24 protein-coding genes are annotated in these 20,850 nt (G+C 46.6%); 14 read left to right on the top strand and 10 right to left on the bottom strand.

Annotated features, from left to right (window positions below):
* Positions 1 to 434: 434 nt before the first annotated feature.
* The 7 genes from KP014_RS26685 (at position 435) to KP014_RS26655 (ending at position 5,484) form a co-directional block, all read left to right on the top strand.
* A complete protein-coding gene (locus tag KP014_RS26685) occupies positions 435 to 1,373 on the top strand; it encodes a hypothetical protein (RefSeq protein ID WP_036594870.1) in 939 nt (312 codons plus the stop codon).
* Between the two features lie 23 nt (positions 1,374 to 1,396).
* Positions 1,397 to 1,969, top strand: coding sequence for a hypothetical protein (locus tag KP014_RS26680; protein WP_036594867.1), 573 nt, complete (start codon positions 1,397 to 1,399; stop codon positions 1,967 to 1,969).
* 24 nt (positions 1,970 to 1,993) lie between these two features.
* The gene (locus KP014_RS26675; RefSeq protein WP_036594865.1) at positions 1,994 to 2,458 is read left to right on the top strand and encodes a cytochrome b/b6 domain-containing protein; all 465 of its coding nucleotides are present in this window, start codon (positions 1,994 to 1,996) and stop codon (positions 2,456 to 2,458) included.
* Between the two features lie 24 nt (positions 2,459 to 2,482).
* On the top strand, positions 2,483 to 2,782 hold the full coding sequence (locus KP014_RS26670) for a hypothetical protein (protein WP_036594863.1): 300 nt from the start codon (positions 2,483 to 2,485) through the stop codon (positions 2,780 to 2,782).
* Between the two features lie 3 nt (positions 2,783 to 2,785).
* Positions 2,786 to 3,166 (top strand): hypothetical protein, encoded by a 381-nt coding sequence (locus KP014_RS26665; RefSeq protein ID WP_036594861.1) that lies wholly within the window; start codon positions 2,786 to 2,788, stop codon positions 3,164 to 3,166.
* Between the two features lie 170 nt (positions 3,167 to 3,336).
* Complete coding sequence (locus KP014_RS26660; protein ID WP_139210669.1) at positions 3,337 to 3,828, top strand: hypothetical protein; 492 nt, start codon at positions 3,337 to 3,339, stop codon at positions 3,826 to 3,828.
* A 15-nt stretch (positions 3,829 to 3,843) separates the two neighbouring features.
* Positions 3,844 to 5,484: a multicopper oxidase family protein gene (locus KP014_RS26655; protein WP_090834734.1), complete on the top strand. Its 1,641-nt coding sequence runs from the start codon at positions 3,844 to 3,846 to the stop codon at positions 5,482 to 5,484.
* A 62-nt stretch (positions 5,485 to 5,546) separates the two neighbouring features.
* Here KP014_RS26655 and KP014_RS26650 read toward each other — a convergent pair whose 3' ends face one another.
* The 5 genes from KP014_RS26650 to KP014_RS26630 all read right to left on the bottom strand — a co-directional run bounded on the left by KP014_RS26650 (position 5,547) and on the right by KP014_RS26630 (position 8,894).
* Positions 5,547 to 6,170, bottom strand: coding sequence for a class I SAM-dependent methyltransferase (locus KP014_RS26650; RefSeq protein WP_036594856.1), 624 nt, complete (start codon positions 6,168 to 6,170; stop codon positions 5,547 to 5,549).
* 15 nt (positions 6,171 to 6,185) lie between these two features.
* Complete coding sequence (locus tag KP014_RS26645; RefSeq protein WP_036594854.1) at positions 6,186 to 6,650, bottom strand: hypothetical protein; 465 nt, start codon at positions 6,648 to 6,650, stop codon at positions 6,186 to 6,188.
* Positions 6,651 to 6,661: 11 nt separating this feature from the next.
* A complete protein-coding gene (locus KP014_RS26640) occupies positions 6,662 to 7,801 on the bottom strand; it encodes a ParM/StbA family protein (RefSeq protein WP_036594853.1) in 1,140 nt (379 codons plus the stop codon).
* A gap of 27 nt (positions 7,802 to 7,828) precedes the next feature.
* A complete protein-coding gene (locus tag KP014_RS26635) occupies positions 7,829 to 8,104 on the bottom strand; it encodes a hypothetical protein (RefSeq protein ID WP_036594851.1) in 276 nt (91 codons plus the stop codon).
* Positions 8,105 to 8,312: 208 nt separating this feature from the next.
* Positions 8,313 to 8,894, bottom strand: coding sequence for a hypothetical protein (locus KP014_RS26630; protein WP_036594850.1), 582 nt, complete (start codon positions 8,892 to 8,894; stop codon positions 8,313 to 8,315).
* 183 nt (positions 8,895 to 9,077) lie between these two features.
* Here KP014_RS26630 and KP014_RS26625 point away from each other — a divergent pair, with 183 nt between their 5' ends.
* The 6 genes from KP014_RS26625 to KP014_RS26600 all read left to right on the top strand — a co-directional run bounded on the left by KP014_RS26625 (position 9,078) and on the right by KP014_RS26600 (position 13,373).
* Complete coding sequence (locus tag KP014_RS26625; protein WP_036594849.1) at positions 9,078 to 10,268, top strand: cell wall-binding repeat-containing protein; 1,191 nt, start codon at positions 9,078 to 9,080, stop codon at positions 10,266 to 10,268.
* A 65-nt stretch (positions 10,269 to 10,333) separates the two neighbouring features.
* Positions 10,334 to 10,471, top strand: a complete 138-nt coding sequence (locus tag KP014_RS26620; protein WP_216700425.1) for a hypothetical protein — start codon at positions 10,334 to 10,336, stop codon at positions 10,469 to 10,471.
* A gap of 201 nt (positions 10,472 to 10,672) precedes the next feature.
* On the top strand, positions 10,673 to 10,882 hold the full coding sequence (locus tag KP014_RS26615) for a DUF2933 domain-containing protein (RefSeq protein WP_036594848.1): 210 nt from the start codon (positions 10,673 to 10,675) through the stop codon (positions 10,880 to 10,882).
* A gap of 180 nt (positions 10,883 to 11,062) precedes the next feature.
* Complete coding sequence (locus KP014_RS26610) at positions 11,063 to 11,770, top strand: response regulator transcription factor (protein WP_175491966.1); 708 nt, start codon at positions 11,063 to 11,065, stop codon at positions 11,768 to 11,770.
* On the top strand, positions 11,767 to 13,176 hold the full coding sequence (locus KP014_RS26605; protein ID WP_036594847.1) for a sensor histidine kinase: 1,410 nt from the start codon (positions 11,767 to 11,769) through the stop codon (positions 13,174 to 13,176). The genes KP014_RS26610 and KP014_RS26605 overlap by 4 nt, the downstream gene beginning before the upstream one ends.
* A complete protein-coding gene (locus KP014_RS26600) occupies positions 13,173 to 13,373 on the top strand; it encodes a hypothetical protein (RefSeq protein WP_036594846.1) in 201 nt (66 codons plus the stop codon). Before KP014_RS26605 ends, KP014_RS26600 begins: the two co-directional genes overlap by 4 nt.
* A 62-nt stretch (positions 13,374 to 13,435) precedes the next feature.
* On the opposite strand, the gene KP014_RS26595 is transcribed toward KP014_RS26600, so the two are convergent.
* The 5 genes from KP014_RS26595 to KP014_RS26575 form a co-directional block, all read right to left on the bottom strand.
* Entirely contained in the window at positions 13,436 to 14,536 is a 1,101-nt protein-coding gene (locus KP014_RS26595; RefSeq protein ID WP_036594844.1) for a glycerol dehydrogenase, read from the bottom strand.
* A gap of 248 nt (positions 14,537 to 14,784) precedes the next feature.
* Positions 14,785 to 16,230: an alpha/beta hydrolase family protein gene (locus tag KP014_RS26590; protein ID WP_246590592.1), complete on the bottom strand. Its 1,446-nt coding sequence runs from the start codon at positions 16,228 to 16,230 to the stop codon at positions 14,785 to 14,787.
* 91 nt (positions 16,231 to 16,321) lie between these two features.
* Entirely contained in the window at positions 16,322 to 17,002 is a 681-nt protein-coding gene (locus KP014_RS26585) for an ABC transporter ATP-binding protein (protein WP_036594840.1), read from the bottom strand.
* Entirely contained in the window at positions 16,999 to 18,648 is a 1,650-nt protein-coding gene (locus KP014_RS26580; protein ID WP_036594838.1) for an ABC transporter permease, read from the bottom strand. Before KP014_RS26580 ends, KP014_RS26585 begins: the two co-directional genes overlap by 4 nt.
* 3 nt (positions 18,649 to 18,651) lie before the next feature.
* Positions 18,652 to 19,746, bottom strand: coding sequence for a Fe(3+) ABC transporter substrate-binding protein (locus KP014_RS26575; protein ID WP_036594836.1), 1,095 nt, complete (start codon positions 19,744 to 19,746; stop codon positions 18,652 to 18,654).
* Positions 19,747 to 20,107: 361 nt separating this feature from the next.
* Between KP014_RS26575 and KP014_RS26570 the strand changes: the two genes are divergently transcribed.
* The gene (locus tag KP014_RS26570) at positions 20,108 to 20,578 is read left to right on the top strand and encodes a C40 family peptidase (RefSeq protein WP_036594874.1); all 471 of its coding nucleotides are present in this window, start codon (positions 20,108 to 20,110) and stop codon (positions 20,576 to 20,578) included.
* The last annotated feature ends 272 nt before the right edge of the window (positions 20,579 to 20,850 follow it).

Raw genomic sequence — 20,850 nt, 5'->3', positions numbered from 1 at the left:
TTCAAAGACTTGCTTCTGTTCACATATCGCCGCCAGTACAAATTCAAGCGGAGACCCTTTAAAATCATTTCCGAATGTCCTTGACTCAATGGCATGTATTACATCGTAAAGTCCGCTCTTTATTGTACGAAAAGCCTTTAATCGATCACTGTTATTTAGAAACCATGTATGATACACAGATTCCGGATCCGATTTATATTCTTTGATATGCTGTTCGATATTCGATACCATGTTCCACCATTTCCTCCATTATGAGACTTGAAAAACCATACTCCGAATTATAATGCGGAACATGCGCAGCTGCTGTGCGTTTTAATTATCTTGAAAAACATGCTTTCCTCATTGTTTCTTCATACTTTCCCCAAAGTGAATTGGTATTCTTGAGCTACAACATAGACATCGATGTACTCTTCATAAAAGGGGGTGAGAATGTTTTGAAAGCAATTCGCAACATTATTGGTTTCGTTCTTATAATCATTATCCTGTCCGGCCTTGGATATATCGGATGGTTTGTCTCAAAAAGCGGTCTCATATCTTGGAATAACTTTGGAGCCTCGGCCAATGAAACAAGCACGCACAGTGGGCACTCTGCCATGCAGCAACCGGAGACAACTTCGAGTATGAATGTGAATCCTACCAATGCGCTGCAGGAGAAAGTATCGAGCGCGAATCAAACGGTAAAGCAGATGTCAGATTTGATGTCGGAATACCCTTATGCTATTCCAGCGAGCGCAGCGACTTATGGCAACGGTGAATCAGGTGGAGCCGGCAGCCAGGCGGGAGTGCAACATCCGGTACGGGTTCAGAACGATCAGAGAGGCATATATATTCTGTCCGAAAGTGTATATCTGTTAAATCAGCTGGACCAAATGCTGAAATCTCAGACCGGATTAACTGAATCGGCCAGTCCAACCTATCAGACGTATGTTAACCGTTATAACCTGTTAGTTCAGAGCCGGACGACGCTTAACAGCGTATATCTCAAGCTCAATGATGCCAAAGATTTGTTCCTGTCTAACGTCTCGGGAGCCCCGGCGGCAGCTTATAGTGGACTTGGTGATATCCAGAAAGCGAACAAGGCCATTTATCAAATGGCACAAACCGTTATGGAAATGGATAGCCTGAACCGGTGGGTCGACAATGAAATTGAACAAACCGTTGTACAGGCTCGGAATCTCTCTGCCACGGAAGCGTCGAATACGGTTTCCGAAAGCCAATCCAATCGTTTTAGCATTAGGGGCATTCAAATTCCAGGGCTCATGACGACGATTGCCGTATTGTTCATTATTTTATTGGCGGTCGGATTAATTGGAATAATTCGAAGCCTGGTCGTATCGAGGCCGGAACCGGCTAACACGGAAGAGAACATTTGATTTAGAAGGAGGAGAAACAAGAAATGATGGATATGGATATGTCCGGAAATGTTCAAGGCACGATGAATATGGGGACTAATGGAGGCACAGGGAGTGTTATTAGCGGAATACTCTCAACGGTAACTCAACTGCTGTTGGTGGCTTTGATCATCAGCATTGTTGTCGGACTTGCCGTATGGCTTAAAAACACGTACTTCAAAGAGTCTTATAACAAAGGAAAACAGGTGATTAGCAATGATCCGATGTTGAAAACGATTTTTGTTCTGGCATCCACGTTTATCGGCGTAATCATCGTTTTATATCTGCTGGGAATTTTGATGAATGGCGGATTGAATCCGAATCGGATCGGGTTTGTATCCACTTGGAGCGTTGCGGGAATATTGACCTTCTTTGTAAAACTGCTGACCATTCTTTTTGTAGTAGCGTTGATCGCGTTCTTGTACAGTTATGTGAAGCACAATATCAATAAGACTCCTGTCGCCTCTTCCAATGGGGCTGTACTTACAGCAGGAAATGAAGTGAAATCCAATCAAAACGAGGAAGCACCTCATGCCACTAAGGCAAGTCCGGATGAACCGGAAACGAACAAAGACTAAAACGGATTGAGGTTGATGTGGGTAATGAAGTTTGATTTTATCCTTCACTGGCTATGGGCGCTTGTGTTCTCCATCTTGGCACTGAGCGGAATTGCAATGGCAGGAGCGAAATATGGTTGGGTGATGCAGTATGATATTGCGACGGCGGATATCGTACACCGCTTGGCAGCGGTTGTGTATGTCCTGCTGACCCTGATTGTCATCATCTACGAAATTATTCGTATCCTAAGACGGGATAGGACCAAAAAGCCATGGCTTGTGTTCGGCCCATCCGGTTATGGACTCTTTACCTTCATTACCACTCTGATTTTTATTATTACCGGAGCTGTTATCTGGCTCTTCATGGATAGTAACCACGCCGCAACAGCTTTTACAATGTGGATTCATGAAAAATTGACTTATCTGGCAGTAGCGAGCGTGATCTGGCACATCTATATGAAGTCCCATGCACTAAAGTGGCCTAAGAAAAAGGAACGGAAGGCAAGATGATCGAAGAAGGGAGGGGCCTTTGTCATGTGGATGCAGAAAAAATGGTTTACGCTGTTGATCTGGTTTGTTACTACCTCATTTTTCTTTGCTTTTGGCGCAATATTAATCTCGATGTTCCGCTTCGGACCGACTGAGCAGGAGGCTATGAGCTTCATGATGGGTATGATGAAGGCCATGGAGACCTCCCTGATGGGATTGTCGATGCAAGTGAAGGAAGATGCAAATGTACAAAGGTTAGTGTATGAGAGCGTTCAATTCGCATTTCCTCTATTAGCGATTAGCATAGCAGGCGGCGTCTACGTACGGTGCAGAAGAAAGGTGTAACCCATGTTCAACAAACAAAAACGGCCGTTCTGGCAGCTCAGCTCCGTGTTTGCAGTCATCATCGTGCTTGTGCTGGCGCATTCCTGGAGCAATAGAACAGAAAATGCGGCGCAAATGGATGCTTCCATGGCAGACATGATGAGCAATGAAATCCTGGGGAATACAACCGTGCCGGACTTGTTCACTCTCGGTGCAATGGACAGTGTGGAAGTGTCATCAGGCAATGGCGAGCATAGCGGGCACCATGACCAAACTGGGACACTGTATGCCATTCATCTTATAACAACGGCATTACTTCTATTTACACTGCCTGTAATTCTAGCAGGGGCCTTATTTCTTGCGATCGTATGGCCGAAATCAAGCAAACGGAGGAAAACAAATTGAATGTTCTCGGAGCCTTTGGAAACTTGTATATGGCATCTCTGCTGATCCTTCTCGTCGTTGGTTTGCTCTTTGCAATTTATTATCTGTTAAAAAAAACGTATGGCTATATTAGCGGTGTAAGCGAACAAAGAGGAAGTAAAACAACGGGTACAATTGGAGGAATATTAATAATGAAAACAAATGGTTGGTTAAAGTTGGCGGTTTTCTCGTTCGTCGGTTTAATTATCTCTGTAGTATTGCTTAATGTAACCAATCCTGCAAACTCCGGTACAGTTACGTCAACGAATAGTCAGCATAATAGTCATGTTAACGGAACTGCCGGATTCGGAGCGACAATGCAGGGAACAATGAGCGGCACTGTGCCGATGGATCAAATGAATCAAATGATGCAGCGCATGAACCAGCTGCAGCAGGATATGATGCAGATGCAGCAGCAGTACATGGGCGGCATGCAGCCCAATATGAATATGGGCAATTCGGGCAGCATGGGAACCTCCGGCAGCTCGGGCGGCATGATGGATGACATGGACATGATGAATATGGGCAGCGGCAGCAGTATGAACAACGGCGGCAATATGAACAACAGCGGCAGCATGAACAACAGCGGCAGCATGAACAACGGCGGAAACATGAACAATGGCAGCAACATGGGAATGATGTAACTGGAGGAATGAGGCTTGAGCAATAAAACTCTTATTGTATTGTTCTTCTTGGCCTTGATCATCGGCGGGACGGCAGCCGGTATCTTTATCACTGAAACTTCGGGTTCCAAAGGTGGGGCGGCTGCGGGCAGTACAGTTCAAGAAGATGCCAGCACAGCAAACCAACCTATGAACCATAGTTCACACGTAATGGCCGATACAGCTACAGCGGGCAGTACGGAGGAAGCAACTCCCCCCAGTCCGTCCCCTTCCCCTGAAGCCACTGCGGGTACTGTTCAAGAGGGAACGGCGGCTTTGCCGCAGCCTAAACCCGGGCAGGCTGTAAAAGGTTTTACTCTGACAGCTATGGAAAGCAATTGGGAATTAGCATCCGGCGCGACCCAAGCGGTCTGGACTTACAATGGCACGGTCCCTGGCCAGGAAATTCGTGTTACTCAAGGAGATTTTGTAAGGATTACGCTGAAGAATGAACTTAATGTACCTGTCACTATTCATTGGCATGGTTATCCTGTACCCGCAGGATCGGATGGTGTGCCCGGAGTTACACAAGAAGCGGTTAAGCCGGGTGAAGCCTATACCTACGAGTTCTCAGCCGATGTGGCGGGAACGTATTGGTATCATTCTCACCAGGAAAGCTCCGTGCAGGTAGACAAGGGACTCTATGGCGCTCTTGTTGTGGAGCCGAAACAATTCGAACAGCCGGACAAAGACTTTACATTAATTCTGGATGAATGGATGAGTGAAGGTGGAGACGCTCACAGCGCTCACGGATCAGCAAGCATGAGCGATGAAGAAATGATGGCTGCCATGTACAACATTTATACGGTTAACGGTAAATCCGGTTCGCTGATTACGCCTCTGGAAACTAAATTGGGAGACACCGTTCGATTGCGTTTCATTAACGCAGGCTATCGTTCCCATGGAATCCACATTCCTGGAGAGTTCCGGGTAGTAAGTACGGATGGACAGGATATAGCGGAGCCGGCCACCCTCCAAAATCAAATCGTAACCATCGCTCCCGGGGAACGCTATGATGTGGAGTTGAACATTGTCTCGCCAAAGGATTTTGCAATTGATGCGCATGATGACAATAAATATAACGATCAATTGGTTATTCCGGTTAAGGTATCGGGAAGCAAGGGCGAAGAAATGGAAGTGCAGCACGATCATTTAACCGCATTTGACCTTTTGAATTACGGCAAGCCAGCCGAATCCGAATTAAGCAAGGTCCAAAAATTTGCACTGGAGTATACAGCCGTACTGAATTCCAAGATGAATGGAAATCAACAAGTGTATACGATTAACGATAAAGTCTTTTCAGAACTCCCGGCTCTTCAGGTGAAAACCGGTGATTATGTAAAGCTGACGTTTGAGAATAAAGGCACGGTGGATCATCCGATGCATGTACACGGCCACTTTTTCCAAGTCCTTGAGAAAAACGGGGTTAAAGTAGAAAGTACGATCATGAAGGATACCGTTCTAGTTAAGCCCGGAGAGAAGATCGTTATCGCCTTTAAGGCCGATAATCCCGGAAACTGGATGATTCACTGCCATGAGCTTCACCATGCTGCGGGAGGAATGGCGCAACAATTGGCTTATACCGATTATAAGTCCGGTTACACTCCCCCTTCTAATGCAGCGAATAAACCGGAATAGATGAATGAGAATAACAAAAACCGGAGGCCGTTAGCCTTCGGTTTCCTATTGCAATCATAATTTTAATTTCCATGCTTATTGGGGTTTAACACGAGTCTGCGGACGATGGAACCCATCAAGGATACGTTCTCCTCAATGATAAAACCTGCTTTTTCAATATTTTGCAGTGTTCTGCGGTTGATGTTAGCACCCCATATTCTGACTGTAATTGGATTGAACACATCCATTAATAATCCTGCAAAAGGCTGCTCGCTGCGCATATGTTCCAGCAGAAGCACCTTGCCGCCCGGCTTGCACACTCTTCGGATTTCCAGTAAACCGGCTACAGGATCAGGCACAGAACAAAAGACGCAGGTCGCTATGACATAATCAAATGAATGGTCGGGAAAAGCCATATGCTGGGCGTCCATCTCCAAAAGGGTTACTTGAAATGGAGCGTGGATTGCTTTTTGTTTGGCATAGCGAAGCATACCCGGACTGAAATCAATACCGGTAACGCCCGCTGCGTGTGCTGGGTAATAGGACAAATTAGCTCCAGTCCCCACTCCTACCTCCAATACCTCACCGTCCACACCAATAAGCAATTCAGCCCGCCATTCTTTTTTTATCATCCGATCCATTAGGTCAAAGATTCCAGATATCCGGTCATACCGTTTTCTAATAGTGTCTGTTCTATTTTCGTTCATCCTTCATGACTCCTCCTAATCTTCGTCAAGAAAGAATCCTACGAGTTTGGTATGGTAAGATGTGCTGATCCGAAAGGAATCATGGTTAGATGGAGCCGCCGTATTGTCCGATTCTGTGGGCAGGGGGACTTCACTTATTTCAGGATTCGTTAGGGATGGCGTTAAGCAATTGGAAGAAGAAATGGAAGACATGCCGCTAGTCAATTGCGAAATCCAGTTCATTAGCAATTGCTTCGTAAAGGGATGATTGAACCACTCCTGCTGTTCCTTAGTAAGATGCTCCGGCAGCGGAATGACAACATGCGGTTTTTCCTTTAGGCATGCCTGATTTAGCGATTCGATCAGCAACTGCGCAATTTTGTTGCTGAAAGTTCTTTCGCCAGACTGTTTTAATTGTTCCAAATAGGCAAGAATCGTCTGCGGAGTATTTTCAGGCAAAGTAATGGTTATCGTATGAGATTGCGGTGAGGAAGAACCCATTCTTGGACCACCTACTTTGTTGTGGCAGACACTTGTTCATTTTTATATTGAAGGTAGACAGCCAGTAATTTGTAATATGCCCTTGCAATCATCCATATCGAATCCTTCGCTCCGACAAAACGAAGCGGATAGCCCTCTTCCTGTTCATTTATCTTCTCAAGGTAAGGTTTAAGAAGTAAGGAACCGCCGCCGATTTGATAGGAAACGCGGATGCTGGGAACCTTGCTCCAAGAGTTCCTGATCAGTTTATATTCTTCGCGGGCGATCTTAGCCAATACTTCGTCCACAATGGACTGAATACTGATTCGTTTCCCTCTGAACCAGATATAATTGCGCTCCTCTTTGTTTACCGAAGTAATGACTTCAACTAGCTGTTGTCTGTTCAAAAACCGGTATCCGATTTCGTGCTGGACCCGTTCTATGATTTCATCCAGATAGGGGGAAACCCCCTCTTTAATTCCATCCGAATAAATATTGTCCACGGTCCCATCCTCATGAATAATAGCCGCATCGGTAGACAGCCCGCCAATATCATTAATAAGCACGGTCATCCGTGTCAATTCCTCATTACGGACCGTTCCATCCTCATTCGTCGTCAGATCAATTAACGCGACATGACCTTCAATATTAACCAGCACTTCTTCAAATTTCAATCGTACCACTTTGCCGCCGATTTCCGGAGTGGTTTTGAACCGCACTTCATGAGTATTTTCTTTTAGCTTTGCTTTAAAGGTTTTACGTTTTCCCCGCTTAGCTTCACTTAAGGGCAGACCCGTTGAGAGATAATAAGTCGCTTCGATAACTCCATCCTGTTCGCTCAATGTTTGGGCAGCGTCATAAGCTAATGCAGTCAGCAGCATAACCACAGGTTGATCGGCTTCCGACTTTTCACTAACCGTTGAGAGCTCGTCATTATGTGTGTATCCTCCGGCCAGATTACCGACAGCATAAATTCCTTGACCGCGCTTAAGCGCACCGGAAAGGATCTCTACATGGAGACCGTCGAGGGGATGTTTCTCAAATTCCACAATATCACGGGATGGGCCGATTTCGGCGATAACATTTGGAATATAGACTTCCTGATCCAGCCCTTGAACATAGGCCTTTAACGCATCGTTGCCAATATCTACTGCGGCTTGCCTGATACTCATGACAATTTCCTCCCTTATTAGCCTGTCCTAATCCTTGTTTTCCAAAGTGATGGCAGTGTCATTGAAAAAGTTCCGCTTCACATAATCGAGCGCGAGGCTGCTGCTTTCGCTATTCTCAGTAGGACGGTCTTGAGGCGAGATTATGTTTTCAGAGGAGAGAGGGGTCGGATAGTTCTGGCTTGAAGCATGGGCATACAATTGGAGAAACCTCAATATTCCCAAAGTAATCGTTGCCAAGGTAAGAAGTATGAATAGGAGAAGAACAAAGGCAATGGAATCTGCAAATAAAGAATCACTGATCATTCAATAACCCTCCATGCTTAAACCATTTTTCGAAAAAAACATGACTGTTCATCTCCTTTTTGCCTGAGTGTCCATCAATTTTTATACTAAATTTACCATATAAATATGTTGAATCTATGTAGATTTTTAGTAGAAGTATAAAAAAGAGGGGCGAGTCCAATCTAGTAGCAGATAAGTAGGAGGAGGTATACGATTTGAATGCCAAGGATTATTTCATGTTCATCATAGAATGGTTTGGATGCTTATTGTTTTGATTTAAAGTGCCGGGTGAGCAACTGGTGGAGTAAAGAATAATTAAAGCAGTGATAGCCAGAAACATAAGCGATGGGGTACTAAAGATCCAAGGTGATCGTTTCAGAATAGATTCCTCGATCTGACCTTGGAGCATCAGGGTGTGAACAAATTGGAGGAACCCGCAGGCGACCATAAAAATAAAAATCACTCGATTCCACTCGGACGAAGGCAGCATAACGATAAGCATCGCCCCCATCAAACCGGCCATCATGCCGGATAGAGCCCCGTTCAGAAATGCTCCGATATGGATTAAAGAGCCTGTGATCCCTCCTGCGAGTATGCCTGTCAGTACACTGATCAATAATGATAGGAATATGTTCGATGAAAATCCTGCTCCAATGATCGTTCCACTGCCAAGGCCGGCAATCATCCCGTTTGCCATTGGCGAAATCATTGCAATAGTACCCGTTACGGTGGAACGGAAGCGATGAATAAAGCCAAACGACCAACAAATAATAAAAGTATAGAAGATGGCTGCAATTATCCAGTTGGACATGAGTACAACCCCCTGCTTGTTTATATTGTATCGTATGAGTCTTGGGTCAACGTACATGCCTGACTTTTTCAGTTTTAAGTTCAACCTAATAATTATTATTATTTAGAAAAGATTCTACATAGTTTCTACATATTTTTAGGGTAAAGTGGCATTAAGTCTAACATTTCAAATTGGAGGGTAACGATGAAAAAAGGTTTCGCAGTTGTTAGTTTGACTTTAGTTTTAAGTGCAGTACTTGCCGGCTGCCAAATCGGGAATAGAGCGGCTGAACCGACAGCGGAAGACACCACTAATTCATCCGTTGCAGTTCCTTGGGTGGGCACTAAAAATACAACACGGATTAATACATCTGATCCGGTTGAGGCGGCTGTTCTGGTCTCCCGGACGCTCTGGACAGCGGTATCCGAAAGTAACAGACCGGCAAGCGTTGTGTTAACGGATGTGAGCAACTGGCAGATTGCTGCGGCGAGCACCGATCTCATTCACCATCCGAGCAATGGCCCGGTTCTTTTCTTCGAGAAGGAAAGTGTCCCTGAGGCGACGCTGGAGGAATTAAAACGGTTGAACCCGATGGGTGCAGAGGGCAATGATAATATTCAAATCGTGATTGTTGGTCCTGTATCTGCAAGTGTTGAGGAACAGTTAAAAGGTCTGGATATGAAGATTGACAAGATCGAAGGCGAGGAGCCGGCCGCCGTAGCCCAAGCGATTGACACGTATTATGCTAAAGTTGCGGGCGAGCTGCCGCAGGCCGTCGTGGTTGGGTCTGTGGACAGTCCGGAATATACGCTTCCTGCAGTAAACTGGATTGCGCATATGCCTGAACCTCTGCTTTACGTAACGAAGGACGAAATTCCTGCACCAACCGTGGAGGCATTAAATGAACGCGGAGGCAATGCAATTATTTATCTAATTGGACCAGAATCCGTTGTTTCCGGCAACGTGGAAAATGAACTGAAATCCTATGGAACGGTAACCCGGATTTCCGGCAATGATCCATACGCAAACTCGATTGCCTTTGCTCAGTTTAAAGATAAGGGTACTCAGTTTGGCTGGGGAATCGCCACACCTGGACATAACCTGTCGTTCTTAACTCAGGATTCCACCATGCTTGCCATTGCTGCGGCTCCATTCTCTCACTTGGGCAAACATGCTCCGTTGATTTTTACCAATAAGGACGGCATGCCGGATTCCGTCATGGAATACACAGCGGCTCTTCAACCGAAGTTCCAGGACTCGCCGGCAGAAGGACCGTACAATCATGCTTGGATCACAGGCGACAGCTCAACCCTTTCAAACGCCGCACAAAGCGAAATCGATGATATGCTGGAAATTTCGCCTGCTTCCGGTGGCAACCCGCACGCTGGCCATTAAAAATAATTCAGAACTCCACAGGGAATTCATAGGAGCTTCATGGCTTCCACAATTTGCTGCCATTCATGAAGGAAATGCACCCTAGTCTATCCGAGAAGCAGTTACTTGATATGCATCAATCCGGCGACATGAGCAAAATGATGCAAGATACCGACATGGACAACATTAATGATGATGTCCATGCACAACATGATGAAATCTAATAACGACATGTCTGATAATATGCTATGAATGAACAAGCTGACACCGGTAATGGACGGATCGTCAGCTTGTTTTTTTTAAATAAATAATTAGTGCAAACATAACCCAAGTACATGGATACCTCGATTTTTCAACATATTTTCTTCATAATCACTCCTTACAATAAGAGTATAAATTAATAAAGCATATGGGAGGCATTTATTATGAATTGGTCTTGGTTGCTAACGCTGATTTGTCCGTTGATGATGATATTCATGATGTTTGGAATGCGTGGGGGACATAACCATGGGAGCCATAAGAAACAAGTGACAACAGAACAGCTTCAGGAAGAACTGTTAGAATTGAAGGCACAAAACGAGCTAATGCGCCAAGAAATACAGAACTTGAAAATTATAGAGAGTGAAGAGAGGTAATATTGATGAGTTGCTGCGGGAGTCATAACCATGGAAGTGAACGAAACGGGAACAAAAATGATGATCAAGGAAACAGTAAGACTTTGTCCCCTTTCCCATTTAGTATTAATGCCCCTAATGATGCGAAACAAAAAGCATTGAGTAAAAGATCAAACTAAAAGAACGAAGAAGGTGGGCATTGTGTCGAAACTTCAAGTGTTAATTGTAGATGATGAATGGAATATGAGGAACCTGCTCCGGATTTATTTGATGAAGGAAGGATTCCAGATTAAGGAAGCGTCTACAGGGCTGGAGGCGTTATCCATGGTCAAAAAGCATTCCTTTGATATTATTTTACTCGATGTCATGATGCCTGATATGGATGGCTGGCAAGTATGCAAGGCGATCAGAGAAACAGAAACGGTTCCGATATTAATGCTAACGGCGCGTACTGAAACCAAGGATAAGATTCATGGATTGGGGATAGGCGCCGACGATTATTTAACAAAGCCATTTGATTCAGAAGAGCTCCTGGCTAGAATGTATTCGTTAATCCGCAGATCAACGATTACACAGACTTCGCTGCCTCAGCAGTGGGTGCTTGAATTTCCGCAAATGACCATAATCCCCGACGCGCGGGAGGTTCGGATTCAGGAGGAGTTGATTGATTTTACCCCGAAGGAGTTCGATCTGCTGGCTGTATTAGCCCAAAGCAGGCAGCGCGCTTTCAGCAGGGAGGAACTCGTCGAAAGGATATGGGGATATGATTATGAGGGCGAAGTCCGGGTGGTGGATACCCATATCAAGAACATACGTGAAAAACTGCAGAAAGCGGGAATGACTTACAATCCTATTCAAACCGTGTGGGGAGTAGGCTATAAGTTTTATGTTTCCGGAGAACAGGAATGAGGAACAACCGTATCGGATTGAAACTTGGCCTGATTATCATCACCTTATTCTTAATCGTGCTGGTATTTCTGGGATTCTCCATTGAACGAATGTTTACTAACTATTATTATGCCCGCATGCAGACCGAAACGGAGGAGCTTACTTCCCACTTTGCGGTAATGGCGGACTCCACCGATGCAATGTCTGAGCAAACAATGAAGACGTTTGCCGAGTTCTCAAATGTAAGTATTTTTAATATGCGGCAGGATGGAGCGGTGATTCTTCATTCGGGAGTCCACGATTCATCAGACAGAACCTTTATCCGGACCTCTGATCTGAATAAGATTTTTTCCGGGAAAAAGGTGAACTTACTATACGAGGATACTACAGGACATCGTTATTTTGTGTCGGGGCAACCCATTCAGGGAGGCGAAGGTGTTGCTTCCGCTCTTTATGTTATGTCATCTACGGAACAGATGGAGCAATCGTTGTCCGGTGTGCGGAATTTACTGATCCTCTCCGGAATGGGCGCATTCTTACTGGCCCTCGGGATCACGTGGATTATCGCCCAATTTCTATCCCGTCCGCTTCTGCAAATGCAAAAGGCGACCCGCAAAATTGCCGCCGGTGAGCTGGAAACGAGACTGGAACTCAAAACCCGGGATGAAATGGGAGCCTTAGCCGAAGCAATCAATGATTTAGCGGTTGATCTTCAGCGTTACCGGGATACACGTCAGGAATTTTTTGCCAATATATCTCATGAGCTGCGTACCCCGATCACTTATCTGGAGGGTTATTCCCGGGTGGTGAAGGAGGAGCTATATGAGACCGAAGCGGAGAAAAATCAATACTTGGATATTATCTACGAAGAATCGGTCCGGCTTCAGCATCTGGTCGATGATTTGTTTGACCTGGCAAAAATGGAAGAAGGGAAAATCACACTGGTTCTTGAATGGGTTGATTTGTCAGAGCTGGCTGAACACGCGGTCAGGAAGGTTGAACTGAAGGCCAGAGGAAAAAATTTAAGTTTATCGATCCTGCAATCCGGAACGGCCTCATGCATATGGGCAGATAGTAAACGGATGGAGCAGATAGTACTGAACTTGCTCGAAAATGCCATTCGTTATACAGAGCGGGGAGGCATTAAGGTACATTTATTATATGAAGCTGCTTCTGCAACATTTATTGTAGAGGATACCGGAATGGGGATTCCTGCGGATGAACTCCCTTATATTTTTGAACGGTTTTATAGAGTGGAAAAGTCTCGCTCCCGTCAATTTGGAGGTACCGGATTAGGATTATCGATCGTGAAGAAATTAGTAGAGCTGCAGGAAGGGAAAATACAAGTTTCCAGTAAAATAGGAGAAGGCACCCGCTTTGAAATCCGATTTGCCCTGCAATCAGAGTATGGGGAGGAGAGCACATGAAAAAAATAGAGTGGCTGATTGCCATTCTTTTTATAGGAATGGGTTTAACGTGTATGACCATACCGGCGCTATCTTTCCAAAGCAATTCTCTAATGCATTTTGGCGGTTATATCAAAACGTTCTTAATCTGCGCTGTACTACTTATCGCATTTATAATTCTGCTGGCAAATTGGATTCGTATGAGAAAAAAACGTTGAAAGAGGCCCTTACAGCCGTTTCAGATGGCTAGAAGGGCCTCATTGGACGTAAAATTCAGTTCTTATTTATAAGAATTTGCAATCGCGTTGGCTACAACAATCGCGTTATACACATCCTCCGGTTCAACCGGGAACGGCATATTGCCCATCGTGTCCCCTTCCGCACAGGCGGCTTCCGCTACCTGGCGCCACTCGGACTCGATGAATTCCGTACATCCCAGATCTTCAAGCGTCAAAGGAAGACCTACATCCTTGATTAGCTTAATCACGGTTTCGAGCTCATCGAGCGGTGCATTCTCAAGCACCAGTTGGGCCAGAAGGCCAAAGGTTACTTTCTCGCCATGCTGGGCTCTATGTAGTGAAGGCACAGCTGTCATCCCGTTATGGATAGCATGCGCGGCCGCCAGACCGCCGGATTCCGCACCGACCCCGCTCAAATAAATGGTTGCTTCGATCGTTTCCTCAACCGCGCGGGTATACACCTTTTGCTCGACAGCGCGTTGTGCCTTGACTGCATGCTGCAGCAGCGCTTCATAGCACATTGTTGCAATGCCAAGACCTGTTGTGGAAGGCTTCATCAGCACAAGGTTATCGCCATTTGCGGCGTAGCAAGCCCGGGCTTCAAAATAGGTTGCGAGCGCATCGCCGATGCCTGCGGCAAAGAACCGTGCAGGCGCGGCCGCTAGTATGCCTGTATCGGCAATTACAACATCCGGATTGCTCGGCAGGAAGAGATATTCGTCAAAGGAACCGTCTTTCTTGTAAATGACGGACAGGGCCGTACAAGGAGCGTCTGTCGATGCCAGAGTAGGAAAAATAACAACCGGCAATTTCTCGTAATAGGCCGTTGCTTTTGCCGTATCAAGCGTTTTTCCCCCGCCGATGCCCACGATAATATTGGCTCCGGCTTTGCGGGCCAACTCACGGTTGCGCTCAATTTCTTCCTTGGTGCATTCATAGTTGAATTTTTCAAACGTCGCCTTATTTCCCGCCGCGGTGATCGAAGCGCCTGCTTCGTTCTTTGCGCGCTCCAGGATGAACTCGTCGCAAATGACATAGGCGTTGTCGCCGAAGCCATGAATGTGCTCATTCAAATGGGCAAGCAAGCCATGTCCAGTAATAAATTTCTTAGGGGAGGTGATTGATCGTACAAATGATGTCATAATTACCAGTCCTTTCAATTCAATTTTGTGTATTTAAACATTGTTTATTATAAAACTTACCAATTGATCTGGCAAATATTGTGTTATGTATTTACTAAAAATTAATAGATTTGTCACAAAATGAACTATTTTTTTCGATTTTGGGTTCCATCCGGCTGAAATCATAACAAAAAAACTGCCGAACTCTTGCGAGGACGACAGTTTTTATATTTCTATGTTAAGAATCGCTGTTTCAAAAGATGGTGAACTTACAGCTTCTGAAATTCCGCCTCCGGATAATTGGCATCAGGTCCGTTGATCAGCTCGCCCGCGCCTCCTTTTAAATATTTGTCGAAAAAATCCAAAATGTATTGGTCTACAAGGAACGCCCCCCGGTGTCCTTCAATACTGCCGGTCATTCCCATATACTTAATCAGCGGCGAATAGAGTTGCAGATCCGTAAAATTGTAATGGGCGGTTCCTTTGATATGAATACTTTTACCACCGTGTTCAATAACGTGGCGGGTTATCTCCATTTCCTTGGCTATCCGTCCTCTTATCTCCTCGGGAATAGTATGATCATCCAAGGCTTCAATCATTTTCTCGGAATCATCGGATTGTAAGAACATAAACGGCTTGTTCATGTGATCGCGGTCCAATTCAAACAGCGTCCCATCCATATTAATCCCGGCTTTGATTTGGTCCAGCAGATAGGCTGCGTTATATGCGGTTGCCCCGCCAAAAGAATGGCCCATAATTCCAACGTTGTCCAAATCGATTTTGCCTTTAAAATCACTCTCCATCCGTCCTGCATTTAATGCTTCCAATTGGCTTAGCACAAACTCCACATCCTGAGTCCATATCTCTCCGATAGCGCGGGCCTTATCATAGACATCCTCAGCAGACAGTTCCGTTGTGAACCCCGTTATCCGGCCGTCCGAAAATGCCGTTGCCGCCGTGCTGTACGTATGGTCGATAGCGGCTACGATATATCCGTGGCTTGCCAGATTTTCGGCTTGCGAGGCATGCAGAATTCTGCTGGTGCCCATTCCATGGTTTATGATAATCAAGGGGTAAGGTTTGTCAGATGTTAAGATAGCTGCATTCTTGAATGAATGGCTGCGTGTATACTTCCAGTAATCCAAGGCGAACGCAGGCAGGTGGAACCCCTCGGCAAAAGCAGAGATATAATTGTGAAAGATTTGCGGGTCCTGCGGGAAAAGCAACTGTGGCTGGCCATCCGTTTTTTTCGCTGGATACCATACTTGTACTACGAGCTCGCGTTTATCTCCCGGATCGGTTGTAAGAGTCTCCTCACGGTTCATGTCGATCCAATCAAAGGTAACCGTTCCAACCGTGTCTGCTCCGTCCGGCTTGGGCAAATCAAATACCGGCAGGCTTACAGCCAGAATGGTCGATATAATAAGCAGAACACTGAGTACAAGGATGCTTATGTATTTGAGAAAATGCGGTTTTTTAACGACTCGAACCGGTCTGAATAGGTTAAACAGAATGCTTGCCAATAGGATAAGAGTAACTAAATAAAGTGGAACCAGCTGCCACCGGTAGCCTTCCAGAAACAGCTGCAAGACTAGAAATGCTGACAATCCGGCACCAAGCAGCATACTCCTTGCTTTTTTTTCGAAGGTTGTTTTACCAAACATAAAATACAACAATACCAACAAATCAATAGCTGCCAGTGCTATTTCAAACATGCGCATCGCTTAATCCCCTTAATTCTTCTTGTTTACAGTGATAATAACGAATCAAGGTTAATTCTGCGGGCGGGTTAAGTTTAAAATTGGGTTAAGCTTGGTTGATTTGTACCCGTTCGGCTAAATCGGACTCCGGACCGAGGTGAATCGAACGGTCGCTGATCGCCTCCACATCCTGCCGGTCGTGGGTGACGAACAAGCAGGTCATCTGCGCTTTCTTTAAAATGGTCCGCAGCTCGGAACGGATTGCGTCCTTCAGTCCCGCATCCAGGTTGCTGAAAGGTTCGTCCATAAGCAGAACCGCCGGCTTCTGCGCAAGCGCCCGGGCCAGCGCCACCCTCTGCTGCTGTCCGCCGCTCAGTTCATGCGGGTAACGCTCCTTGAATTCGCCAAGCTGAACAAGATCAAGCATTTCCTCCAGCCGCTTGGCCCGCTCTTTGCGGGGGAGACGGTGCAGGGCGAACTCGATATTTTTGCGGACCGTCATATGAGGGAACAGGGCGTAATCCTGAAACACCATGCCGACGCCCCGCCGCTCCGGCTGGATATAGCAGCCCTCATTCACAACGGGAGCCCCGTTGATCCGAATCTCCCCGCCCGATGGGAATTCCAGCCCCGCAATCAGCCGCAGCAGCGTGCTTTTTCCGTTGCCGCTTGCGCCTACGATCCCGACGATATCTCCTTTTTCAATGGAACAGGAGAACCGGTCGATCACCGGGGACTTGCCCCGCTCATAAGAGAAGGATAGATTCCGGATGTCTACGATACTCATTGCTCCCACCTCCTGTCTAAATAATGCATAACGTAAACCGAGATCAAGCTGATGCCAATGATAAGCAAAGAGGGAATGGCCGCCTCGAAAATCTGTTCATCGCTGGCATACCGGTAAGCTTTTGTAGCCAAAGTCTCGAAATTGAAGGGTCTAAGGATTAAAGCCAGCGGCAGCTCCTTGCAGATTTCCACAAAGGTCAGGAGGCATCCGCTCATCACCGCTCCCTTAATCAAAGGCAGATCCACCTTGAAAAAGGTTGCCGTCATTCCGTGCCCCAGCATCCGGGACGCTTCCGTATATTTCCGGCCCATTTTCTCAAACCCGACTTCCACGGTGTTATACCCGGTAGCCATAAACCGGATCACGTACCCCGCGATCAGCATCGCGAGAGTCAGGCTGAGCACGAGAGGGATTCCCCCCAGCGTGAGCAGATGATGGAAGGCGGCCCAGACTTTATCCAGCTTCAAAAAAACGACCAGCACACCGATGGCGATGATCGCCCCGGGCATCGAATAACCGGCGGTTATCGCCTTGGAGAGGACAAATGAAGCGGTGGAACGCGTCCGGTTGGACGCAGCGGCAATCAGCGAAAAAATCATGATGATCAAAGTGGAGACGACAGCCACGATCAAGGTTTGATAGATCAGCCGGAACAATCCCGCATTCCACATGCTGTCAAAGGTCCAGCCCGCCCATACGATTAATTGCAGAAGCGGGAACAAAAAGGCCGCGCACCAGACGATCATGCAGAACAGGCCAGCCGCCCACCCGCGAGTTCCCGTTAAGCGCCTCGGTACAAGCGGCCTCGACTTACTCGTCGTCGAGCTGTATGCGCGCCGTTTGCGCAGCAGCATTTCGACCAGGAACAAGCCGATGACAATAATCATGAGCCAGGCGGCAAGCCGCATCGCCGAATCGGCGTCATACATCCCAAACCAGGTCTGGAAGATCGCTGTCGAGACGGTCTGTATGCCAAAATAGCTTGTGACCCCGTAATCGCTCAGCACCTCAAATATGACCAGGCTGACGCTTCCCGCAATCGCCGGCCGGGATAAAGGAAGCGCGATCCGCAGGAATATGGACAAGCCATTCCTTCCCAGCAGCCGGGCGTTCTCAATATAAGAGGCGCTCTGTCTTTCCAGAAACGATTTGGTAATCAAATATACATAAGGAAACAAAAACAAAGTGAATATAAGGACCGCGCCCCGCATGGAGGAGACGGTAATCAGCTCCTGATTAGGAACAATTCCGAACCGGTTCCGCAGCGTCGTCTGGACAACGCCGGTGTAGCTGAACATCGTGCTGTATGTAAAAGCGGCAATGTATGGAGGAATGGCTAGTGGAAGAATCAGCGCCCATCTGAAGAACCGTTTTCCCGGAAAATCAAAGACTGCCGTAAGCCAGGCCAGCGTTACCCCGAGCAATGCTGTAAGCACGGCAACCGTCAGCGTCAGCTGAACCGTCTGGGCGATATAATCTTTTACGAGGTACTGCCTGATTTGAACCCAATTGTCATTCGGCGGATTAAAGATCGAGAGCAGTACAAAAAGAATGGGCAGCAAAATAACTGCCGCCCCCGCCAAGCTTATGATCCGCCAACCGCTAAGGCGTCGTTTTATCTGTACCTTAACCGCGTTTGGATGCATAAGTTATTTCCAGCCAGTCTTGTTCATGATTTCAATCGCTTTGGCATTATGAACGCCCAGTTTGTTGAAATCGATTTGCTGCGTTTTAAAAGTTCCCCAGGATTTGAGCAGCTCGGGCAGCTCGGCTTTGGTATTGACCGGAAACTCATAGTTCTCATTAGTAACCATGGTCTGCGCTTCTACGCCGGTCAGGAATTCAATCAGCTTGACGGCATTTTCCTTGTTTTTGCTGTACTTGGTTACGCCTGCGCCGCTGATATTCACATGTGTGCCTGTCGTTTGCTGGTTCGGGAAGAAGACGCCGATGCTTTGTCCGACCTTCACTTCTTCCGGATCATCCGAATTAATCAGCAGGCCCACGTAGTAAGAATTCATCAGCGCTACATCGCCTACGCCGGCAACAATCGCTTTGGCCTGGTCACGGTCGTTTCCTTCCGGAGTACGCGCCAGATTGGCGACAAAGCCTTTGGACCATTCTTCCGCTTTCTCTTCGCCGTTCAATTCAATGAAGGAGGACAGAAGGGACTGGTTATACAAACTCGCGGAAGGACGGACAAGCACTTTGCCTTTCCAGGCCGGGCTGGTCAGATCCTCATAGGTCGAGAGCTGCTCCGGCTTTACGCGATCCTTGGAGTAGACGATTACACGGGCGCGTGTGGAGAGTCCTATCCATTGATTGTCCGGATCGCGGAGTTCTTTGGGAACATTTTGGTCGATCGTTTCGGAAGTGGCTGGCTGAAGCAATCCGGCCTGTTTGGCATTGTTCAAGACGCCACCGTCGACCGTAAGGAACAGGTCTGCCTGCGTGCTTTCGCCTTCGCGCTTCAGACGCTCAATCAGTTCCTCCGCTTTGCCGTCAATCACGTTCACTTTGATTCCGGTCTCTTCCGTGAATTTCTTATACAGCAGCGCGTCTACATCATAGCTGCGGGCGGAATAGATATTGACGACTTGCTCCGCTGCCTGTGCGCTCGGCTTAGCCGTCGCTCCTGCGTTCGACGAACCGGCTTCACTCGCCTTGTCCGCTCCGCATCCGGCCAGTAGACCGGCTGCAAGCACCCCCGTAAGCAATGGAGCAAAAAATTTACGCTTCACCATTTTCAAACATCCCCCTAAGATAATGATTATTATTCTCAATTAGCAACATGATAACTTTAGTGCTTTCTTTATGTCAATAAGATTAAATTTAAATTTTTCGGAATTTATAATAGTCATTTTAAATAAGCACATTTTCGTCACAATCTCACCTATGGAATTCCACATCCTGGGATATAGGGAGATGCGGTTACAACTTTGTTCTTTTTAACGAAATAAAAGGTTGCCCGGACATTGCTTTTTTCCTTATAAAAAACGGGGTTACATAAGGATTGACAGTCTTCTTTTTCGTATATTAAAGTGTGAATAGTTACAAAATATTAACGAATTGCCGAATTTCGTTCTAGAAAACGGGGGAACCATTCTGAAGAAAGTCATCCTGTCGCTGATCGCAGCCGCTGTCATATTTACTTCCGCCGCACCCAGTACATATGCAAGTGAGGTTAAGCTTGAGAGTGTCGTGAACCAAGTTCTAGGAACACCATACCTTTATGGCGGTACTACAACCTCAGGTTTTGATTGTTCCGGATTTATCCTGTATGTATTAAATAAATTTAATGTTGATGATTTGCCACGCACCTCCCAGTCCCAAGCCAGGGTTGGAACTCCGGTATCGAAAGAAGATCTTCGCGTTGGCGATCTGGTGTTTTTTAATACGTTCGGCAAGGGGATTTCCCATGCGGGAATCTACATCGGTGACGGTCAGTTTGCTCACTCATCCAGCCGTAAGGGAGTAAGAATAAGCAAGCTGTCGGATGCGTATTATCAAGACCGTTATGTTACCGCCCGCCGGGTAGTGAATGAGCAGAGTTATTCTAAGATGGTTAGTGAATAGATGAAAATAAAAGGACAAGCCCTTGGTATTTCATGGGCTTGTCCTTATTAGTGTGCGCCCGGCATGGGCGATAACTCGGCGGTGAAAGTCCGCTACAGGCTTGGCAGTAGGAACTGTTAGCCAAAGGCAAGGGTGTCCGCCGCGAGGCGGAATCTGAAGGAAGCCGGAGGCAAACCCTCGGTCTGACGAACAGAAATCACATAGAAGGCATCATGGGACGGACGAGCTTGCACTACAAAGCAAAGTCCAATACTGCCCGAATCCCAGGGTGT

It is taken from the genome of Paenibacillus sophorae (assembly GCF_018966525.1).
Classification (GTDB): domain Bacteria; phylum Bacillota; class Bacilli; order Paenibacillales; family Paenibacillaceae; genus Paenibacillus_AQ; species Paenibacillus_AQ sophorae.
The sequence above is the reverse complement of the archived record's forward strand: the minus strand, read 5'-3'. Positions and strand labels throughout refer to the sequence as shown.

Coding starts and splice junctions, on each gene's coding strand:
- KP014_RS26680 (WP_036594867.1), top strand. CDS start 1,397: ATGATGGATATGGATATGTCCGGAAATGTTCAAGGCACGATGAATATG.
- KP014_RS26675 (WP_036594865.1), top strand. CDS start 1,994: ATGAAGTTTGATTTTATCCTTCACTGGCTATGGGCGCTTGTGTTCTCC.
- KP014_RS26670 (WP_036594863.1), top strand. CDS start 2,483: ATGTGGATGCAGAAAAAATGGTTTACGCTGTTGATCTGGTTTGTTACT.
- KP014_RS26665 (WP_036594861.1), top strand. CDS start 2,786: ATGTTCAACAAACAAAAACGGCCGTTCTGGCAGCTCAGCTCCGTGTTT.
- KP014_RS26660 (WP_139210669.1), top strand. CDS start 3,337: ATGAAAACAAATGGTTGGTTAAAGTTGGCGGTTTTCTCGTTCGTCGGT.
- KP014_RS26650 (WP_036594856.1), bottom strand. CDS start 6,170: ATGAACGAAAATAGAACAGACACTATTAGAAAACGGTATGACCGGATA.
- KP014_RS26645 (WP_036594854.1), bottom strand. CDS start 6,650: ATGGGTTCTTCCTCACCGCAATCTCATACGATAACCATTACTTTGCCT.
- KP014_RS26640 (WP_036594853.1), bottom strand. CDS start 7,801: ATGAGTATCAGGCAAGCCGCAGTAGATATTGGCAACGATGCGTTAAAG.
- KP014_RS26635 (WP_036594851.1), bottom strand. CDS start 8,104: ATGATCAGTGATTCTTTATTTGCAGATTCCATTGCCTTTGTTCTTCTC.
- KP014_RS26630 (WP_036594850.1), bottom strand. CDS start 8,894: ATGTCCAACTGGATAATTGCAGCCATCTTCTATACTTTTATTATTTGT.
- KP014_RS26625 (WP_036594849.1), top strand. CDS start 9,078: ATGAAAAAAGGTTTCGCAGTTGTTAGTTTGACTTTAGTTTTAAGTGCA.
- KP014_RS26620 (WP_216700425.1), top strand. CDS start 10,334: ATGAAGGAAATGCACCCTAGTCTATCCGAGAAGCAGTTACTTGATATG.
- KP014_RS26615 (WP_036594848.1), top strand. CDS start 10,673: ATGAATTGGTCTTGGTTGCTAACGCTGATTTGTCCGTTGATGATGATA.
- KP014_RS26605 (WP_036594847.1), top strand. CDS start 11,767: ATGAGGAACAACCGTATCGGATTGAAACTTGGCCTGATTATCATCACC.
- KP014_RS26600 (WP_036594846.1), top strand. CDS start 13,173: ATGAAAAAAATAGAGTGGCTGATTGCCATTCTTTTTATAGGAATGGGT.
- KP014_RS26595 (WP_036594844.1), bottom strand. CDS start 14,536: ATGACATCATTTGTACGATCAATCACCTCCCCTAAGAAATTTATTACT.
- KP014_RS26590 (WP_246590592.1), bottom strand. CDS start 16,230: ATGTTTGAAATAGCACTGGCAGCTATTGATTTGTTGGTATTGTTGTAT.
- KP014_RS26585 (WP_036594840.1), bottom strand. CDS start 17,002: ATGAGTATCGTAGACATCCGGAATCTATCCTTCTCTTATGAGCGGGGC.
- KP014_RS26580 (WP_036594838.1), bottom strand. CDS start 18,648: ATGCATCCAAACGCGGTTAAGGTACAGATAAAACGACGCCTTAGCGGT.
- KP014_RS26575 (WP_036594836.1), bottom strand. CDS start 19,746: ATGGTGAAGCGTAAATTTTTTGCTCCATTGCTTACGGGGGTGCTTGCA.